The following is a 16639-nucleotide window of genomic DNA, read 5'->3' as shown; positions in this document are numbered from 1 at the left end:
GCACCAGAGGCTGTCGAGTGCAGTATCGAGGGGCGCAGGTCCGGTGATGAGTGGATGCCTCGGCCGCCGGCATCCACGTGATCCATGCCGCTTCCGTCCAGCCGGGCCCGCGTACCCTGGAAGGCATGACCGAGTCTTCGCCCGTGCGCACCACGAAGCCCAAGCAGGTACGCCCGGCGACCGAGGGATGGACCCAGCAGAAGGACGCCGAAGGGCGCCCGCTGCTGCAGTTCGCGAGTCCCAAGCGCGGCAAGCCGCCCGTGCACCTCGCCGACCTCACGCCCGAGCAGCGCGTCGAGAAGGTCAAGGAGCTGGGGCTCCCCGGCTTCCGTGCGAAGCAGCTCGAGAAGCACTACTTCCAGCACTGGACGCACGACCCTGCCGACATGACCGACCTGCCGGCCGAGGGGCGCGAGCAGCTCGTGCACGGCATGCTGCCGCCGCTCCTCACCGAGGTGCGGCGCCTGGAGACCGACCGCGGCGACACGATCAAGTTCCTGTGGAAGCTGCACGACGGCGCCCTCGTCGAGTCCGTGCTCATGCGCTACCCGGGCCGCATCACGCTGTGCGTCTCGTCGCAGGCAGGCTGCGGCATGAACTGCCCGTTCTGCGCGACCGGGCAGGCCGGCCTCACCCGCAACATGTCTGCCGCCGAGATCATCGAGCAGATCGTGCGGGCCAACCGCCTCATCGCCGAGGGCGGCCTCGGCGGCAAGAAGAAGGACGACCACTCCGCCGAGCGCGTCTCGAACATCGTGTTCATGGGCATGGGCGAGCCGCTGGCCAACTACGCCCGGGTCATGCAGGCCGTCCGCGTGATGACCGACAAGACCCACGGCCTGGGCATGAGCGCGCGCGGCATCACGGTGTCGACCGTCGGTCTCGTGCCGGCGATCACGAAGCTCGCGAACGAAGACATCCCGGTGACCTTCGCGCTGTCGCTGCACGCGCCGGACGACACGCTGCGCGACGAGCTCATCCCGGTGAATTCCCGGTGGAAGGTCGACGAGGCCCTCGACGCCGCGCGCGCGTACTTCGACAAGACCGGCCGCCGCGTCTCGATCGAGTACGCGCTCATCAAGGACATGAACGACCACGCCTGGCGGGCCGACCTGCTGGCGAAGAAGCTCAACGACCGCGGCCGCGGCTGGGTGCACGTCAACCCGATCCCGCTGAACCCGACGCCCGGCTCGATCTGGACGGCTTCCGAGGTCTCGGTGCAGAACGAGTTCGTGCGCCGCCTCAACGAGGCCGGCATACCGACGACCCTCCGCGACACCCGCGGCAAAGAGATCGACGGCGCGTGCGGCCAGCTCGTGGCCACCGAGGAGGACGAGGCGGTCGCCGCCGTCACCCCGCTCGAGGTCTGAGTCGTAATCCGCTCGCGCGCGTGGCCGGGTCCGAGGGGCGCCGGTCAGCGCTGGGCATTCATGCACCTGCCGTCCAGGTGACCCTCGTACGGTGTTCGGATGTCTTACTCCGCACACCGGCCCGGGCGGTTCGGCTCCGACGGCCGTATCGAGTTCGAGACGCCGGGCTCCGAGCCCGAGGACTTGTACGTCGACGACGTCCGCGCCGCGCAGGCCCGCGCCGCGCAGGACGCCGACGCCGAGACTCCCGACGCGCCTGCCGTGACCGCGGCCGCGGACGACGGTCCCGAGGACCCGTACCCCGTCACGCAGGACCTCCTCACCGACGCCCTCGCGATGAACCCGACCCAGCCGGTCGCGGTGGCCCCCGAGCAAGCCACCGCCGCCTGGGGCGCCATCGCCGAGGCCGACGAGGTGCCGGCGGACGAGGCATCCACCCTCCCGATCGAACCCGCCGAACCCGCCGAGCCGGCCGAGCCCGCGAAGCCTTCGAAGCCCCCGAGGCAGCCGCGCGTCAAGCGCGAACGCGTGCCGGGATCGGGCTGGCGGCGCCTGGCGGTCCTGGGCGGCGCCGACGGCACCGTGCTCGACCAGGTGCCGACCGAGACGCCGCGCTTCGTGCAGATGTTCTTCGTGCTCGCCGGCACCGCCCTCGTCTCGGCGATCTCGATGATGTTCGCCCTCATGACCGGTGTGCGCGTCGCGGTGTGGTTCGCGATCCCGCTCGCGGTCGTGTGGGCGCTCATCATCTTCAACCTCGACCGCTTCCTCACCTCGACGATGCGCTCGACGCGCAACGTCTGGAAGCTCATCGGGATGGCGATCCCGCGTGTGATCATGGCTGCCATCATCGGCATGGTCGTGGCGGAGCCGCTCGTGCTGCAGGTGTTCCACAGCGACATCGCCCGCGAGGTCAACGCCACCAACCTCGTGCAGGCCCAGTCCGATCAGGACGCCGTGAGCTCCGGCCCCGAGAAGAAGGCGCTGGATGCTGCCGGCGAACGCGTCTCGGCGCTCGAGAGTCAGGCGGCCAGCGGCGTGGTCGCCGGTGCCGATACGACGTCGGCGGCGACCGCCTCGGCGCAGGCGACCGTCGACGACCTGACAGCCAAGCTCGCCGCGCAGCAGACCGTGATCGACCAGGCGCGCGCGATCTACCAGTGCGAGCTCACCGGGCAGGGCGCCGGCGAGGTCGCCGGCTGCACCGGCGTGGCGGGCGAGGGGGCGAGCTCGACCGCCGCGAAGGACCAGCTGGCCGCCGCGCAGGCGTCATACGACGACCTGGCCGCGAAGCTGCGCACCGCGCAGGCCGATCTCGCCGACGCCCAGGCGGCCGGCACGGCCGACGCCGGAGCATCCGAGGCGACGAACAAGAAGCAGGCCAAGGACGAGCTGCCCGCCGCCCGCGAGCAGTATCAGGCCGCGTTGGCCGCCTACAACGCGCGCGCCGCCGAGATCGCCGGCGGCAACGCCCAGGCGACGGGGCTGCTCAGCCAGATCAGCGGACTGGAGCGCCTGTCGCAGCGCGAGCCGACGCTGATGTGGGCGCACTGGCTCATCGCGGGCCTGTTCTTCATGATCGAGCTGCTGCCGGTGCTCGTGAAGGTGCTCACCAGCTACGGCGACCCGACCCTCTACGAGCAGGCCGACGCACTGCGCAAGCAGGTGGCGCTCGACCGCGTCACCGCGCGCAGCTGGCGTGAGCGCGCCGACATCGCGCAGGGCGGCGAGGCCTGACCCGCTGACGCGCGAGGGAGGGGATGCCGGGCGCGGGGAGCATCCTCCTTCTCCCTCTCGCCGTGGGCGCCGGTCAGGGTGTGGGGGAGGCGAGCCAGCCGCGCACCCGCGACAGAACGTCGGGGCCGGAGTCGCGGTCGACCGTCGCGACGAGGTCGGCGACGGAGACGCCGCGCAGCGAGGCGCGCCAGGCCTGCTCGGCGGCGAGCATCGCGCGGTGGACGGCGCACGCCTGCAGGCATTGCTCGGGGGATGCCGCAAGCGGACCCCGCTGGCGGACCTCGGTGCAGGTGAACTGCGGTTCGGTGCCTTCGATCGCGAGGACGATGTCGAGCACCGAGATGCTGTCGGCTGGACGCGCGAGGACGTAGCCGCCGGCCTTGCCCTGCACGGAGTGCACCAGGCCCGCCCGGGCGAGCGACTGCATCTGCTTGGCGAGATACGTCATCGAGACGTCGTTCAGGCGTGCGAGCGTCGCCGCCGGGACGGGCTCGGTCACGCCGGTGAGCGCGACGCAGCAGTGCACGGCCCACTCGACCCCGCCCGACAGCTTCATGTCCGACACACTACTTGACTCGGACAGGTCTTGTCCGGGTAGATTGAACCCGGACAACATCAATCCGGGTTGGAGTGACTCATGAAGATCGTGGTGCTGGGTGGAACGGGACGCATCGGCGCGCGAGTGGCGGCGCTCCTGACGGAGCGTGGGCACGAGGTGGTGGCGGCCTCGCGCTCGACCGGCGTGGACGCCGTCGCGGGGACCGGGCTGGATGACGCCTTCGCCGGCGCGGACGTCGTCGTCGACGCCACCGAGTCCTCGGCGTGGGACGAAGCGGGCGTGATCGAGTTCTTCACGACGGCAACGGGCAACGTTCTCGCCGCCGAACAGCGCGCGGGCGTCGCGCACCATGTCGCGCTGTCGATCGTCGGCATCGACCGCAACCCCGAGGCGCGCGGGTACCTCGCCGGCAAGGTCGTGCAGGAGCGCCTCGTCACCGGGAGCCCGGTGCCCTCGACGATCGTGCGGGCGACGCAGTTCTTCGAGTTCCTCCCGCAGATCGCCGACGCGAGCACCGTCGACGGCGCGGTGCGCGTCGGCACGGCGCTGCTGCAGCCGGTGGCGGCCGACGCCGTCGCTCTCGCCCTCGCCGACGCCGCCGAGGCGCCCGTCGGCGGCGCGGTCGACGTCGCCGGGCCTGAACGGGCGCCGCTGGCCGAGTTCCTCCGGCGCGATCTCGCGGTCCGCGGCGATGCGCGCCGGGTCGTCGTCGACCCCGCCGCCGGGTACTTCGGTCGCGTCGTCGGCGAGACGAGCCTGGTGCCGGCCGGCGAGGCGACGGTCGACACCGTCACGTACAAGGAGTGGCTCCTCGCGCGCTGACGCGGGGAGAGGATGCTGCACCGCCGGTCTGCGGACGGGCCGGAGGCGCGGCATCCTGCGTTCCCGGCTCTTCACCCGACACGATATATCGTGTTACAGTGACGGGCGGATGCCGGCGGCCACGGCATCCCGCGTCCACAGTCCGCCCTCCGCGAACGGGTCTGCCGCGATGTCGGCGCCCCGTGCGAGGGTGGGACACACACCACCTTTCGCGCGCTCGTCCGCGTGCCTTTACGCGCCCCAGGGGATCCTCGTGCTGGCAAAACTCCTCGTCCGATATCTGAAACCGTCCGGCTGGCTGCTGCTCGGCGTGCTCGTGTTCCAAGCGGCCTCCGCCGTCGCCTCGCTCTACCTGCCCAGCCTCAACGCCGACATCATCGACAACGGCCTGACCAAGGGCGACACCGACTACATCTGGCGCACCGGCCTGTTCATGCTGACGGTGTCGCTCGGGCAGATCGTGGCGTCCATCATCGCCACCTACTTCGCGGCGCGGGCCGCGATGAAGCTCGGTCGCGATATCCGCGACGACATCTTCGAGCGCGTGTCCGGGTTCTCCGAGCGCGAGGTCACCGACTTCGGCGCCGGCTCGCTCATCACCCGCAACACGAACGACGTGCAGCAGGTGCAGATGCTCGCGATGATGGGGGCGACGTTCCTCGTGACCGCGCCGCTGCTCGCGGTCGGGGGCATCATCCTGGCGATCCAGCAGAGCGCGAACCTCGCGTGGATCATCGCGGTCGCCGTGCCCGTGCTGCTGATCGTCGCGATCATCATCATCTCTCGCATGGTGCCGCTGTTCCGCAGCTGGCAGGGCAAGCTCGACAACGTCAACCGCATCATGCGGGAGCAGCTCACCGGCATCCGCGTCATCCGCGCGTTCGTGCGCGAGCCGATCGAAGAGGAGCGCTTCCGCGAGGCGAACACCGACATCATGATCGTCGGCCGCAAGGTGGGGTCGCTGTTCGTGCTGCTCTTCCCCGCCGTGATGCTGATCCTCAACGTCACGGTGATCGGCGTGATCTGGTTCGGCGGCATCAAGGTCGACGCGGGCGAGGTGCAGATCGGCACGCTGTTCGCCTTCATGCAGTACGTCATGATCATCCTGTCGGGCGTCATGATGGCGAGCTTCATGACGCTGATGATCCCGCGCGCCGCGGTGTCGGCCGATCGCGTCGGCGAGGTGCTCGACACGCACTCGACGCTCGTCCCGCCCGTGGACGGCGTCACGGAGTTCCCGACGCCCGGATCGGTGGCCTTCCAGAACGTGACGTTCACCTACCCGGGCGCCGAGCATCCGATCCTCTCGGACATCACCTTCGGCGCGGCCCCCGGCGAGACCGTCGCGATCGTCGGTTCGACCGGTGCAGGCAAGACCACCCTCGTGTCGCTGATCCCGCGCCTGTTCGACGTGACCGAGGGCACGGTCCTCGTCGGCGGTGTCGACGTGCGGCGCGCAGACCTCGACGCGCTCTGGCGCACGATCGGGATCGTGCCGCAGCGGCCGTTCCTGTTCTCGGGCACCGTCGCGTCGAACCTGAGGTTCGGACGTGAGGACGCCACCGACGCCGAGCTCTGGCACGCACTCGAGATCGCGCAGGGCAGCGACTTCGTCAGCCAGATGGACGGCGGCCTCGACGCCGCCATCTCGCAGGGCGGCACCAACGTGTCGGGCGGGCAGCGGCAGCGCCTCGCGATCGCCCGCGCGATCGTGCACAACCCCCATGTGCTCGTGTTCGACGACTCGTTCTCGGCGCTCGACCTCGCCACGGATGCCAGGCTCAGGCAGGCGCTGTGGCGCGAACTGCCCGACGTCACCAAGATCGTCGTCGCGCAGCGCATCTCGACCATCACCGAAGCCGACCGCATCGTCGTGCTCGACGACGGCGGCATCGTGGGCCTCGGCACGCACGAGCAGCTGCTCGAGACGAGCCAGACCTACCGCGAGATCGTCGAATCCCAGCTCGGAGCGGAGGCGGCCCGATGAGCGCCGACAACACCACCAAGGCCGACAAGCCCCGGCGCGGCAAGCGGGCGGAAGCCGTGCTCAGCGCCGAAGAGCTGGCCGAGATCGAGCTCGGCGAGAAGGCGCGCATCGCCGCCGACGACTGGAGCGGCGGCGTCGCCCCCGGCAAGGCGGCGCGGTTCGGCCCGACCTTCAAGCGCCTCATCGGGCTGCTGAAGCCTCACGCGGTGCCCTTCGTCTTCGTGTCCCTCCTCGGCGCGGTCGGCGTCGTGCTGGCCGTGCTCTCGCCGAAGGTGCTCGGCGAAGCGACGAACATCCTCTTCGAGGGCGTGGTCTCGTCGATGGCCCCGGCAGGCGCGACCCAGCAGCAGGTCGTCGACGGCCTCGTCGCGGCCGGTCAGCAGGACCTCGCCAACATCGTCGCGGCGATGAACAACTTCACGCCGGGCGCCGGTGTCGACTTCATGGCGCTCAGCCGGGTGCTGCTGTTCGTGCTCGCGCTGTACTTCGCGTCGTCGATCCTGATGTGGCTGCAGGGCTACGTGATCAACGTCATCATGATGCGCGTCCTGTGGCGGCTGCGCGAAGACGTCGAGGCGAAGATCAACCGCCTGCCGCTGCGCTACTTCGACCGCGTGCAGCGAGGCGAGCTGATCTCGCGCGTCACGAACGACATCGACAACATCACGCAGATGATGCAGCAGTCGCTGTCGCAGGCGCTCACCAGTGTGCTGACCGTGATCGGCGTGCTCATCATGATGCTGTCGATCTCGTGGCAGCTGACGCTCGTCGTGCTGGTGAGCTTCCCGCTCATGGGCGTGCTCTTCGGCGTCATCGGGCCGCGCTCGCAGAAGGCGTTCGGCATCCAGTGGCGCAAGGTCGGCCGGCTCAACGCCCGCGTCGAGGAGTCGTTCTCGGGCCACGCGCTCGTGCGTGTCTTCGGCCGCGAGCAGTCGGCGCGAGAGGCGTTCCACGCCGAGAACGAAGAGCTCTACCAGGCCTCGTTCAAGGCCCAGTTCCTGGCCAACATCATGATGCCGGCGATGATGTTCATCGGGAACCTGACGTACGTCGGCATCGCCGTGTTCGGCGCCCTCATGGTCGCCGGCGGCCAGCTGCGCCTCGGCGACGTGCAGGCGTTCATCCAGTACTCGCAGCAGTTCACCCAGCCGCTGTCGGAGCTGGGCGGCATGGCCGCGGTCGTGCAGTCCGGCACCGCGTCGGCAGAGCGCGTGTTCGAGCTGCTCGACGAGGACGAGCAGGAGCCCGACGCATCGGACGCGCCCGCGCCGGTCGACGGCGACGGCACGATCGAGTTCCAGGACGTCGCGTTCTCGTACTCGCCCGACCGTCCGCTGATCCACGATCTGTCGTTCCGCGTCGAGCCCGGCCAGACGGTCGCGATCGTCGGTCCGACGGGGGCCGGCAAGACGACGCTCGTCAATCTGATCATGAGGTTCTACGAGCTCGACGGCGGGCGGATCCTGCTCAACGGGCAGAATATCGCCGAGCTCACCCGCCGCGACATCCGCGCCAAGACGGGCATGGTGCTGCAGGACCCGTGGCTGTTCGCCGGATCGATCCGCGAGAACATCCGCTACGGCCGCGCCGACGCCACCGACGACGAGATCCTCGCCGCCGCGCGGGCGACCTACGTCGACCGGTTCGTGCATTCGCTGCCCGACGGGTACGACACGATCCTCGACGAGGACGCGTCGAACATCTCGGCCGGCGAGAAGCAGCTCATCACGATCGCGCGCGCCTTCGTCGCGCAGCCCTCGGTGCTGATCCTCGACGAGGCGACCTCGTCGGTCGACACCCGCACCGAGCTGCTGCTGCAGCACGCGATGGCGGCGCTGCGCGAAGGCCGCACGTCCTTCGTCATCGCGCACCGGCTCTCGACGATCCGCGACGCCGATCTCATCCTGGTGATGGAGAACGGCGGCATCGTGGAGCAGGGCACGCACGACGAGCTCATCGCGGCTCAGGGTGCGTACTTCCGCCTGTACAACTCGCAGTTCGAACAGGCCGCCGCCGACCTGGACGAAGAGGCGCGGCTGCTGGCCGAGGCGGCGGGGGTCGGCGAGTCCGGCCCGGTCGACGCGCCGAGCACGGGCGCCGACGAGGGAGAGACCACCCCGGTCGTCTGATCGTCCGTGTCGTCGAACGTCTGCCCGCCCCGGCATGTCCGCCGGGGCGGGTAGCGTTTTCTCATGGTCAACTACCGATATCTCGGAAACAGCGGTCTCAAGGTCAGTGAGATCACGTACGGCAACTGGGTCACCCACGGCTCGCAGGTCGACGACTCCGCCGCGATCGCGACCGTCCACGCGGCGCTCGACGCCGGCATCACCACGTTCGACACCGCCGACACCTACGCCAACACCGCGGCAGAGGTCGTGCTCGGCAAGGCGCTCGCCGGTCATCGCCGCGAGTCGCTCGAGATCTTCACGAAGGTGTACTTCCCGACCGGCCCGAAGGGCCCGAACGACACCGGTCTGAGCCGCAAGCACATCTTCGAGTCGATCAACGGGTCGCTGAAGCGGCTCGGCACCGACTACGTCGACCTCTACCAGGCGCACCGCTTCGACTACGAGACGCCGCTCGAAGAGACGTTCCAGGCCTTCGCCGACGTGGTCCGCCAGGGCAAAGCGCTCTACATCGGCGTCTCGGAGTGGACGGCCGAGCAGCTGCGCGAGGGCCACGCGCTCGCCAAGAGCTACGGCGTGCAGCTCATCTCGAACCAGCCGCAGTACTCGGCGCTGTGGCGGGTCATCGAGGGCAAGGTCGTCCCGGCCTCTGAAGAGCTGGGCATCTCGCAGATCGTCTGGTCGCCGATGGCGCAGGGCGTCCTGTCGGGCAAGTACCTTCCCGGCCAGTCGCTGCCGGACGGGTCGCGGGCGACCGACGAGAAGAGCGGCGCGAACTTCATCAAGTCGTTCCTGCGCGACGAGGTGCTCGAGGCCGTGCAGCGACTGAAGCCGATCGCCGAGCAGGCGGGCCTGTCGATGCCCCAGCTGGCGATCGCATGGGTGCTGCAGAACCAGAACGTGGCGTCGGCGCTGGTAGGGGCATCCCGCCCCGAGCAGCTGGCCGAGACCGTGAAGGCCTCGGGTGTCGTGCTCGACGCAGACACGCTCGCCGCCATCGACACGGCCCTGGGCGACGTGGTCTTCCGCGACGCGGAGGACACCTACACGGTGTCGCCGAAGGCCCGACTGGTCTGACCGTGGTCACGACCAGCGCCGGCGTCCTGCTGTACCGGCTCGCGCCCGACCTCGAAGTGCTCATCGCGCACATGGGCGGGCCGTTCTGGGCGAGCAAGGACGCCGGCGCCTGGTCGGTGCCCAAGGGCGAGTACGACGAGGGCGAAGAGAGCGCGCTGGATGCCGCGAGGCGCGAGTTCCGCGAAGAGCTCGGCATCGACGCGCCCGAGCCGCCGTACGCCGAGCTCGGCACGTTCGCGTATTCGTCCGGCAAGCGCGTGACCGTGTTCGTCGCCGACGGGTCGGGGCTGTCGCTCGACGGCCTGCAGTTCGGCGAGTTCGAGCTGGAGTGGCCGCCCCGCTCCGGGCGCACGGCCCGCTTCCCGGAGGTCGACCGCGTCGAGTGGACGGCGATCGATGCCGCGCGCGAACGCCTCGTGAAAGGCCAGCGCCCCGCACTCGATGCCCTCGCGGCACATGTGGCGGCAGCATCCACCCCTCCGCAGGAGTGACGCGGCACGGGCGACGTCACGGGGGGCTTTGTCTCACCGAAAGCCTTGCGCGGCTGTGAGTGCGGGGTGAGACTGACCGGGTCGAATCCGCACGAGAGGACCCATCATGGCTCACGGCGACATCACCCACATCGACATCCCGGTCAGCGACTTCGCGAAGGCCACCGAGTTCTACTCCGGCCTGTTCGGCTGGCAGATCGCAGAGATCCCGGGCTACGAGGGCTACCCCATGTGGCAGGCGCCCAACAAGATCTCGGGCGGCGGGCTCGCGCCCCGGGACGAGGGCTTCACGCAGCCCCGGTCCTACGTCGAAGTGGACTCGATCGATGAGACGCTCGCGAAGGCGAAGGATGCCGGCGGCAAGGTGGTGAGAGAGAAGAGCGAGATCTCGCCGACGAGCTGGTGGGCGGTGATCGAAGACCTCGACGGCAACACCATCGCGCTGTACGAGGGCGTCACCGACGCCGGCTGACAGACTCCGGTCTCGACCAGCCGACCGGGTCAAGACTCGTCGGCAGGGCGAGCCCCGGGGACTCAGCCGAGAGCGGCGAGAGTGGATGCCGCACGCCGGCCGTTCGCCGCGCGTTCCGGGGCGACGGGCAAGTCGGCCGCCGGCGGCAGCACCCCGAAGTCGCTCACGTGCTGATCACCCGCAGACGGGTGCAGACGCAGACGGCCGGCGATCGATCGTACGAGCGGGACGACCGATGCCGGACGCACGCTGTCGCCCCGCATTCCCGCGAGCGACGCGTCGATCGCGCTGAGCAGCGGACGCAGCGCCTCGTCATGGCAGCGGGCGTCGTCGGCCGCGATCCACGTCAGCAGTTCGTGAATGGTCCAATCGGCTGAAACTGGACCGAGCTGAGCGGGAACGCTGGTGTGAGTGCGGAACATTGGACCAGAATGCGGTGTCATGACGACCGTGGACAGGGCCAATGAGCGGCTGGTGGACCATCGGGTGGCCCTCGGCGGCACCGTGGACGCAGCTCGGCTCGCCGCACGGCTCGGACGATGGGCCCACGGCGACGGCACGCTGACCGTTCGGCTGGCGCAGGCGATCGCGGCGCTCGTCGAAGGCGGCGAGCTGCGCCCGGGCGACCGCCTGCCGCCGGAGCGCGGCCTCGCGACCGCGATCTCGGTCTCGCGCGGCACCGTCGTCGCCGCATACGCGCTGCTCGCCGAGGACGACCTCGTCGAACGTCGACAGGGGAGCGGCACCCGCATCGCCGGGCATCACACGGCCGCGCTGCCGGCTCGCGAGCGCACCGCGCGCGGCGAGGGGCTGTTCTCTGCGCTGCCGTCGGGGATCGACCTGCTGCGAGCGGTGCCGGCGATGCCGCAGCCGGCGCTCGACGTGGTGCGCGCGCATGCGCCGGTGCTCGACCCGGTGACGCTCGCCGAGACCGATCCCGCGGGACTGCCGATGCTGCGCACCCGTGTCGCCGCGCTGTTCGAAGAGGAGGGGACGGCGGCGACCGCCGCGCAGATCCTCGTCACCCACGGTGCGCAGCAGGCCATCAGCCTGGTGGTCGACGAGCTCGTCTCGCCGGGCGACATCGTGCTGACCGAGTCGGTGACGTGGCCGGGGCTCGCCGATTCGGTGCGACGGCGCGGCGGGCGCGTGCACGGGATCACGATCGGCCCCGACGGCATCGACGTCGACGAGCTCGAAGCCGCGATCGTCGCGCTGCGGCCCGTGCTCATCGCGGTGAACCCGCACCATCACAACCCGACCGGCACGCGGCTCCCCGCCGCGGGTCGTCAGCGCGTCGCCGACCTCTCGGCGGAGTACGGCGTGCCCGTCCTCGAAGACCGCGTGCTGGCGCACATCTCGTTCGACGGCGTCGTGCCGCCCACGCTCGCAGCCCTGCGGCCCGATGCCCCCGTGATCGTGGTGGACTCGCTGTCGAAGTGGTGCTGGTCGGGGCTGCGCGTCGGGTGGCTGCGGGCGGATCCCGTGCTCGTGCGGCGCCTGCGCAGTGTGCGTCAGCTCGTCGACCAGTCGACCAGCGTTCCCGCGCAGCTGCTCGCGCTCGACCTCGTCGACCAGGCTCGCGCGCTGCGGCTCGCCGTCAGCGAGACGCATGCGATCGCGGCGGCCCAGGTGGCGGCGGCGATCGACGAGCACCTGCCCGGGTGGCAGGCGACACCGCCGCGCGGCGGGCTCGCGATGTGGGCGCGGCTGCCGATCGGATCGGCGACGGCGTTCGCACGGGTCGCCGCGATGCACGGCGTCTCGGTCGCCGGCGGCACCGAGTTCACAGCATCCATCACCTACGACGATCACATCCGGCTGCCGTACACCGCGCCCGAACCCGTGCTGCACGAAGGCATGCGGCGCCTCGGCGAGGCCTGGCGCGAGTACCGCGCACAGCTCTGAAGCGATGCCTCACGCCTGTTCCGCAGGCAGCTTCAGTGATCCGCGTGCCGCGGCGGTCGCAGAAAGCGGCTGGGGAGCGGATGTGCGAGACGGCCGCGGTGCGCGGGGACTGCTCAGCGCCCGTTCTTGGGACGCGTCGAGACGTCGATGCGGTCCTGCGCGCCGAGCGACGACCACGCGCTCGCGACGCCCTTGGCGGCGTGCTCGGACGCACGGACGGCGCGTTCGTCGGCCCATGCGTTGAGCACGTGGCCGGAGTGTCCGCGCACGTGCTCGAGCACGACGTCGGGCAGGCCCGCGGCGCGGCGGGCGTCGCGGGCCGCGATGAGCTGCTCGAGGATGTCGACGTTCTTGGTCGGCGCGCCCGTCGAGGTCTTCCAGCCGCGGCGGCGGTGGCCATCCATCCACTTCGTGTAGGTGTCGATCGCGTACTTCGAGTCCGCCTGGACAGTCAGCTGTGCGACGTCGGCGTGGTCCTCGATGGCCTTCAGCAGTCCGGTCAGCTCTCCGATGTTGTTGGTGCCGACGGGGATCGAGCCGGCCGCCCAGTGCCCGTCCTCACCGACCCACGCCCACCCGGTCGGGCCGGGGTTGCCCTTGCAGGCTCCGTCGGTGGCAACGATGTAGCGGGGCGCGTCTGTCACTCGGGCAAGGCTACCCGGCCGCGGCGGTGCGGTCGGCCGGTTCCCCCCCCGGAAGGCTGTCGCATCGGACCCGGGATGCTTCGCGCTGTCGAGATCGGCACCCGCGCCTGTCTTGTTCGACAGCGTGTGCCGGTTTCGACAGCGCGACCGAATCGGGTGTGCCGGGTTCGACAGCGGATGCCGGTTTCGACAGCGCGTGAAGATGGATGGATGCCGGCGGCCGCTGCCGTCGACGGACGGTCAGGCCGAGTCGGCCCCGGCCCCGGCCCCGGCCCCGGCCCCGGCCCCGGCTCCGGCCCCGGCTCCGGCCCCGGCTCCGGCCCCGGCCCCGGCCCCGGCTCCGGCCCCGTCGCGTCCGGCGCGCCACTCGGCCGCGAGCAGCGGCATCCGCTCGGCGAGGTAGCGCAGGAAGTCGGCGATCTCGTGCGCCCGTGCGGCGGACGCCGGGGCGGGATTCTCGTCGGCGATGCGGTCGAGGTACCCGGCGAGGTTCGCGTACAGCGGGGCGTTCGCGGCGATCATGCCGGTCCAGGCGTCCTCGGTGAGGTCGTAGCGATCGCGGCGGTCGCCCGGCCGCGACCGGCGATGGATGAGCCGCAGCGACACGAGGTAGCGCACCGCGCCCGACACCGCGGCCGCCGAGACGCCGAGGCGCTCGGCGAGATCGGCGGCGGTGTAGCCGTCGTCGGGGGCGCCGGCGAGCGCCATCATGACGCGCGCCGGCATGCGGGGCATGCCCACGGCCGCGAGCATCGCGGCGGACTGCTCGGCCGCCTCGACTCCCGCGTGCTCCGCTGACATGCGCACCCCCTCCGTCGAGGCTATCCGTTGGTCGCCAGCTGCCGCCGCCGCATGAGCACGAGCGCCCCGCCCGCGAGCACCACCGTGGCGCCGAGCAGCCACCAGCCGCCCTTCATGTCGAGGTCGCCGGCGTCGACCGTCGGAGCCGAGGTGAACGGCGACAGGTTGACGACGGCATCCGGCAATCCGAACAGGGCCCCGAAGAGGCCGAGCATCAGCCCGCCGAGCACGAGGATCCAGGCGAGCGCGATGGTCAGGCGCGGTGCGACCACGAACACGAACGCCGTGATCGCGAGGAAGACGGATGCCGCGACCGCCTGCCCGAAGCCGGCCAGCAGTGCGTCGCCGACGAGGTCGGCATCGCCCTCTCTGAGAGAGCCGAGCCACGCGCCGAGCACGCCGAAGGCGCACACCGCGAGCACGCCGGCGAAGGCGATCACGAGGTAGCCGCCCAGCCAGCGCACCCGGCCGACGGGCTGAGAGGGCACGAGTTCGGCGGTGCCGTGCGCTTCCTCCTGCCGGGCGCGCGACACCGTCTGCACCGCCGCACAGGCGGCGAGCACGCCGACGATGAGGAAGAAGATCACGACCATGCCGGCTGCCAGGCTGCCGTTGTCGGAGAGCGCCGACAGCACGTTCTGCAGCGCCGGGATGTCGGTGCCGAGATCGCTGACCACCGAGGCGAGGCTCGTCGAGAGCAGGCCGGTGAGCAGGCCCCCCACGCACCAGCCGACGAGCGAGCCGCGGCTCAGCCGCCACACCAGGCCGATCGGGGCCGAGAGCGACGCGTGGGCGTACAGGCGGCCGGGACGCTGGGCGATGAAGCTCTCGCCGACGTCGCGCAGCGGCTGCAGCACGAGGGCGAGCACCGTGAGCACGACGCCCGTGCCCAGGCACAGCAGCACGGGCCACCACGCGTCGTCGGCGAACGGACGCGAGTTCTCGGCCCACCCGAACGGCGACAGCCACGTCAGCCACGAGCTCTCGATGCGCTGCAGGTCGTCCGACGGCGTGCCGAGGGCGTTGCCGATCCCCGACAGCAGGAACGTGATGATGAGCACCCAGACCGACAGCGAGTTGGCGCCGCGCGAGGTGCGCATGAGCTGCGCCGCGACGAGCGCGACGCCGAGGAACACGATGCCGACGGCGCCGGCGGCGACGCCGGCGATCACCGAGCCTGCGGTGTCGAAGCCCGAGCCCGCATACACCGCGATCACGAGCACGGCGAGGATCGCGTTCGCGATCACGCCGTGAAGGATCGTCGCGATCGTCGGCGCCGTGCGGGCGGCCGGAGTCGCCGAGACGAGCTCGGCGCGCCCGAGCTCCTCTTCGGCGCGCGTGTGGCGCACCGCCAGGAACGACGACATGAATGCCGCCATCATCGCGAGGAACGGCAGGATCAGGAACAGCGTGAACGCCTCACGCTCGGCGCCCGACGGCAGGCCGCGGAACAGCATGATGACGGGGTTCGCCGCCACTGCGACGAGCACCTCCTGCCGGTCCTGCAGCGTGCCGTACGACTGCTCGACGCCGCTCACGGCCGATGCCGCAAGCGCTGCGGTGCCGAGGATCCACAGCGTCAGCTGCAGCCAGTCGCGGCGCATCCGCTGGCGCAGCAGTGCGGGAACGGTCATCGTGACGCCCCCGCGGTCTCGCGGTCGCCGGTGGTGCCCGTCCCGTCCTGGGCGGCCTCGTCGGCGGCGAGCTCGTCACCGTAGTGGCGCAGGAACAGCTCCTCCAGCGAGGGCGGCGCGATCCGCAGGCCCGCGGCGTTGCGCTGGGCCAGCGAGGGAAGGGTGGATGCCACGGCGTCGCTGTCGACGGTGAACTTCACACGTCCCTCCTCCACCGTCACGTCGTGGGCTGCGGGGATGCCGGCCGCGGCCGAGGCGTCCGTCCCCTCGAACGAGATCTCGGTGCGGGTGAGGTGGCGCAGCTCGGCCAGCGTGCCGGACTCGACGACGCGGCCGGCGCGGATGATCGACACGCGGTCGCACAGCTGCTCGACCTCCGAGAGGATGTGGCTCGACAGCAGCACGGTGGCGCCGGCATCCCTCACCCGCGCGATCTCGCGGCGGAACATGACCTCCATGAGCGGGTCGAGGCCGCTCGTCGGCTCGTCGAGGATGTAGAGGTCGGCGGGCACGGCGAACGCCGCGATGAGTGCGACCTTCTGCCGGTTGCCCTTCGAGTACGACCGGCCCTTCTTGCGCGGATCGAACTGGAAGGCCTCCATGAGGCGCTGGCGCTCGGCGCGGTATGCGCGGTCGCGCTTGCCGACACCGCGCAGGCGCGACAGGAAGTCGATCGCCTCGCCGCCCGAGAGATTCGGCCACACGCTGACGTCGCCCGGCACGTACGCGATGCGCCGGTGCAGCTCGACGCTGTCGTTCCACGGATCCCGGCCGAAGACGCTCGCCTCGCCGCCCGTTCCGCGGGCGAGCCCGAGCAGAATGCGGATCGTCGTGGACTTGCCGGCTCCGTTGGGTCCGAGGAACCCGTGGATCTGGCCCTGGTCGACGGTCAGATCGAGACCGTCGAGGGCGTGGACGCGGCCGTAGTGCTTGGTGAGGCCGCTGGTGCGGATGACTGTGGACATGCGGCTGACGCTACGCCGACTTCACAAATTCGTGAATATTCCT

The 16639-nt window shown here is 70.7% G+C and carries 15 protein-coding genes; 9 read left to right on the top strand and 6 right to left on the bottom strand.

Annotation, left to right across the window (positions count from 1 at the left end; translation table 11 throughout):
* Positions 1 to 125 precede the first annotated feature (125 nt).
* Positions 126 to 1370, top strand: coding sequence for a 23S rRNA (adenine(2503)-C(2))-methyltransferase RlmN (rlmN, locus tag IF188_RS10615; RefSeq protein WP_191171778.1), 1245 nt, complete (start codon positions 126 to 128; stop codon positions 1368 to 1370).
* Between the two features lie 99 nt (positions 1371 to 1469).
* Entirely contained in the window at positions 1470 to 3107 is a 1638-nt protein-coding gene (locus IF188_RS10610; RefSeq protein ID WP_191171777.1) for a DUF4407 domain-containing protein, read from the top strand.
* Positions 3108 to 3180: 73 nt separating this feature from the next.
* On the opposite strand, the gene IF188_RS10605 is transcribed toward IF188_RS10610, so the two are convergent.
* Positions 3181 to 3663 carry an RrF2 family transcriptional regulator gene (locus IF188_RS10605; protein WP_191171776.1) on the bottom strand — a complete coding sequence of 161 codons (483 nt, stop codon included), beginning with the start codon at positions 3661 to 3663 and terminating at the stop codon, positions 3181 to 3183.
* 81 nt (positions 3664 to 3744) lie between these two features.
* On the opposite strand from IF188_RS10605, the gene IF188_RS10600 reads away from it, so the two are divergent.
* The 6 genes from IF188_RS10600 to IF188_RS10575 all read left to right on the top strand — a co-directional run bounded on the left by IF188_RS10600 (position 3745) and on the right by IF188_RS10575 (position 10644).
* The gene (locus tag IF188_RS10600; protein ID WP_191171775.1) at positions 3745 to 4488 is read left to right on the top strand and encodes an SDR family oxidoreductase; all 744 of its coding nucleotides are present in this window, start codon (positions 3745 to 3747) and stop codon (positions 4486 to 4488) included.
* A 253-nt stretch (positions 4489 to 4741) separates the two neighbouring features.
* Positions 4742 to 6475, top strand: a complete 1734-nt coding sequence (locus tag IF188_RS10595; RefSeq protein WP_191171774.1) for an ABC transporter ATP-binding protein — start codon at positions 4742 to 4744, stop codon at positions 6473 to 6475.
* Entirely contained in the window at positions 6472 to 8604 is a 2133-nt protein-coding gene (locus tag IF188_RS10590; protein ID WP_224751725.1) for an ABC transporter ATP-binding protein, read from the top strand. Before IF188_RS10595 ends, IF188_RS10590 begins: the two co-directional genes overlap by 4 nt.
* Positions 8605 to 8667: 63 nt before the next feature.
* Positions 8668 to 9681, top strand: coding sequence for an aldo/keto reductase family protein (locus IF188_RS10585; RefSeq protein WP_191171773.1), 1014 nt, complete (start codon positions 8668 to 8670; stop codon positions 9679 to 9681).
* Positions 9682 to 9683: 2 nt separating this feature from the next.
* A complete protein-coding gene (locus IF188_RS10580) occupies positions 9684 to 10172 on the top strand; it encodes an NUDIX domain-containing protein (RefSeq protein WP_191171772.1) in 489 nt (162 codons plus the stop codon).
* Between the two features lie 106 nt (positions 10173 to 10278).
* The gene (locus IF188_RS10575; protein ID WP_191171771.1) at positions 10279 to 10644 is read left to right on the top strand and encodes a VOC family protein; all 366 of its coding nucleotides are present in this window, start codon (positions 10279 to 10281) and stop codon (positions 10642 to 10644) included.
* Between the two features lie 62 nt (positions 10645 to 10706).
* On the opposite strand, the gene IF188_RS10570 is transcribed toward IF188_RS10575, so the two are convergent.
* Positions 10707 to 11066 carry a hypothetical protein gene (locus IF188_RS10570; protein WP_191171770.1) on the bottom strand — a complete coding sequence of 120 codons (360 nt, stop codon included), beginning with the start codon at positions 11064 to 11066 and terminating at the stop codon, positions 10707 to 10709.
* A 19-nt stretch (positions 11067 to 11085) separates the two neighbouring features.
* On the opposite strand from IF188_RS10570, the gene IF188_RS10565 reads away from it, so the two are divergent.
* Positions 11086 to 12552 carry an aminotransferase-like domain-containing protein gene (locus IF188_RS10565; RefSeq protein WP_191171769.1) on the top strand — a complete coding sequence of 489 codons (1467 nt, stop codon included), beginning with the start codon at positions 11086 to 11088 and terminating at the stop codon, positions 12550 to 12552.
* Between the two features lie 113 nt (positions 12553 to 12665).
* Here IF188_RS10565 and IF188_RS10560 read toward each other — a convergent pair whose 3' ends face one another.
* From IF188_RS10560 to IF188_RS10545, 4 genes are all read right to left on the bottom strand, one after another.
* The gene (locus tag IF188_RS10560) at positions 12666 to 13196 is read right to left on the bottom strand and encodes a ribonuclease H family protein (RefSeq protein ID WP_191171768.1); all 531 of its coding nucleotides are present in this window, start codon (positions 13194 to 13196) and stop codon (positions 12666 to 12668) included.
* A gap of 240 nt (positions 13197 to 13436) precedes the next feature.
* Positions 13437 to 13997 (bottom strand): GbsR/MarR family transcriptional regulator, encoded by a 561-nt coding sequence (locus IF188_RS10555; RefSeq protein WP_191171767.1) that lies wholly within the window; start codon positions 13995 to 13997, stop codon positions 13437 to 13439.
* Between the two features lie 20 nt (positions 13998 to 14017).
* Positions 14018 to 15631 carry an ABC transporter permease gene (locus IF188_RS10550; protein ID WP_191171766.1) on the bottom strand — a complete coding sequence of 538 codons (1614 nt, stop codon included), beginning with the start codon at positions 15629 to 15631 and terminating at the stop codon, positions 14018 to 14020.
* Positions 15628 to 16596: an ABC transporter ATP-binding protein gene (locus tag IF188_RS10545; RefSeq protein WP_191171765.1), complete on the bottom strand. Its 969-nt coding sequence runs from the start codon at positions 16594 to 16596 to the stop codon at positions 15628 to 15630. Before IF188_RS10545 ends, IF188_RS10550 begins: the two co-directional genes overlap by 4 nt.
* Positions 16597 to 16639 lie beyond the last annotated feature (43 nt).

Source organism: Microbacterium helvum (genome assembly GCF_014779795.1).
Classification (GTDB): Bacteria; Actinomycetota; Actinomycetes; order Actinomycetales; family Microbacteriaceae; genus Microbacterium; species Microbacterium helvum.
Note: the sequence above shows the minus strand (reverse complement) of the source record. Positions and strands in the feature narration are given on the sequence as shown.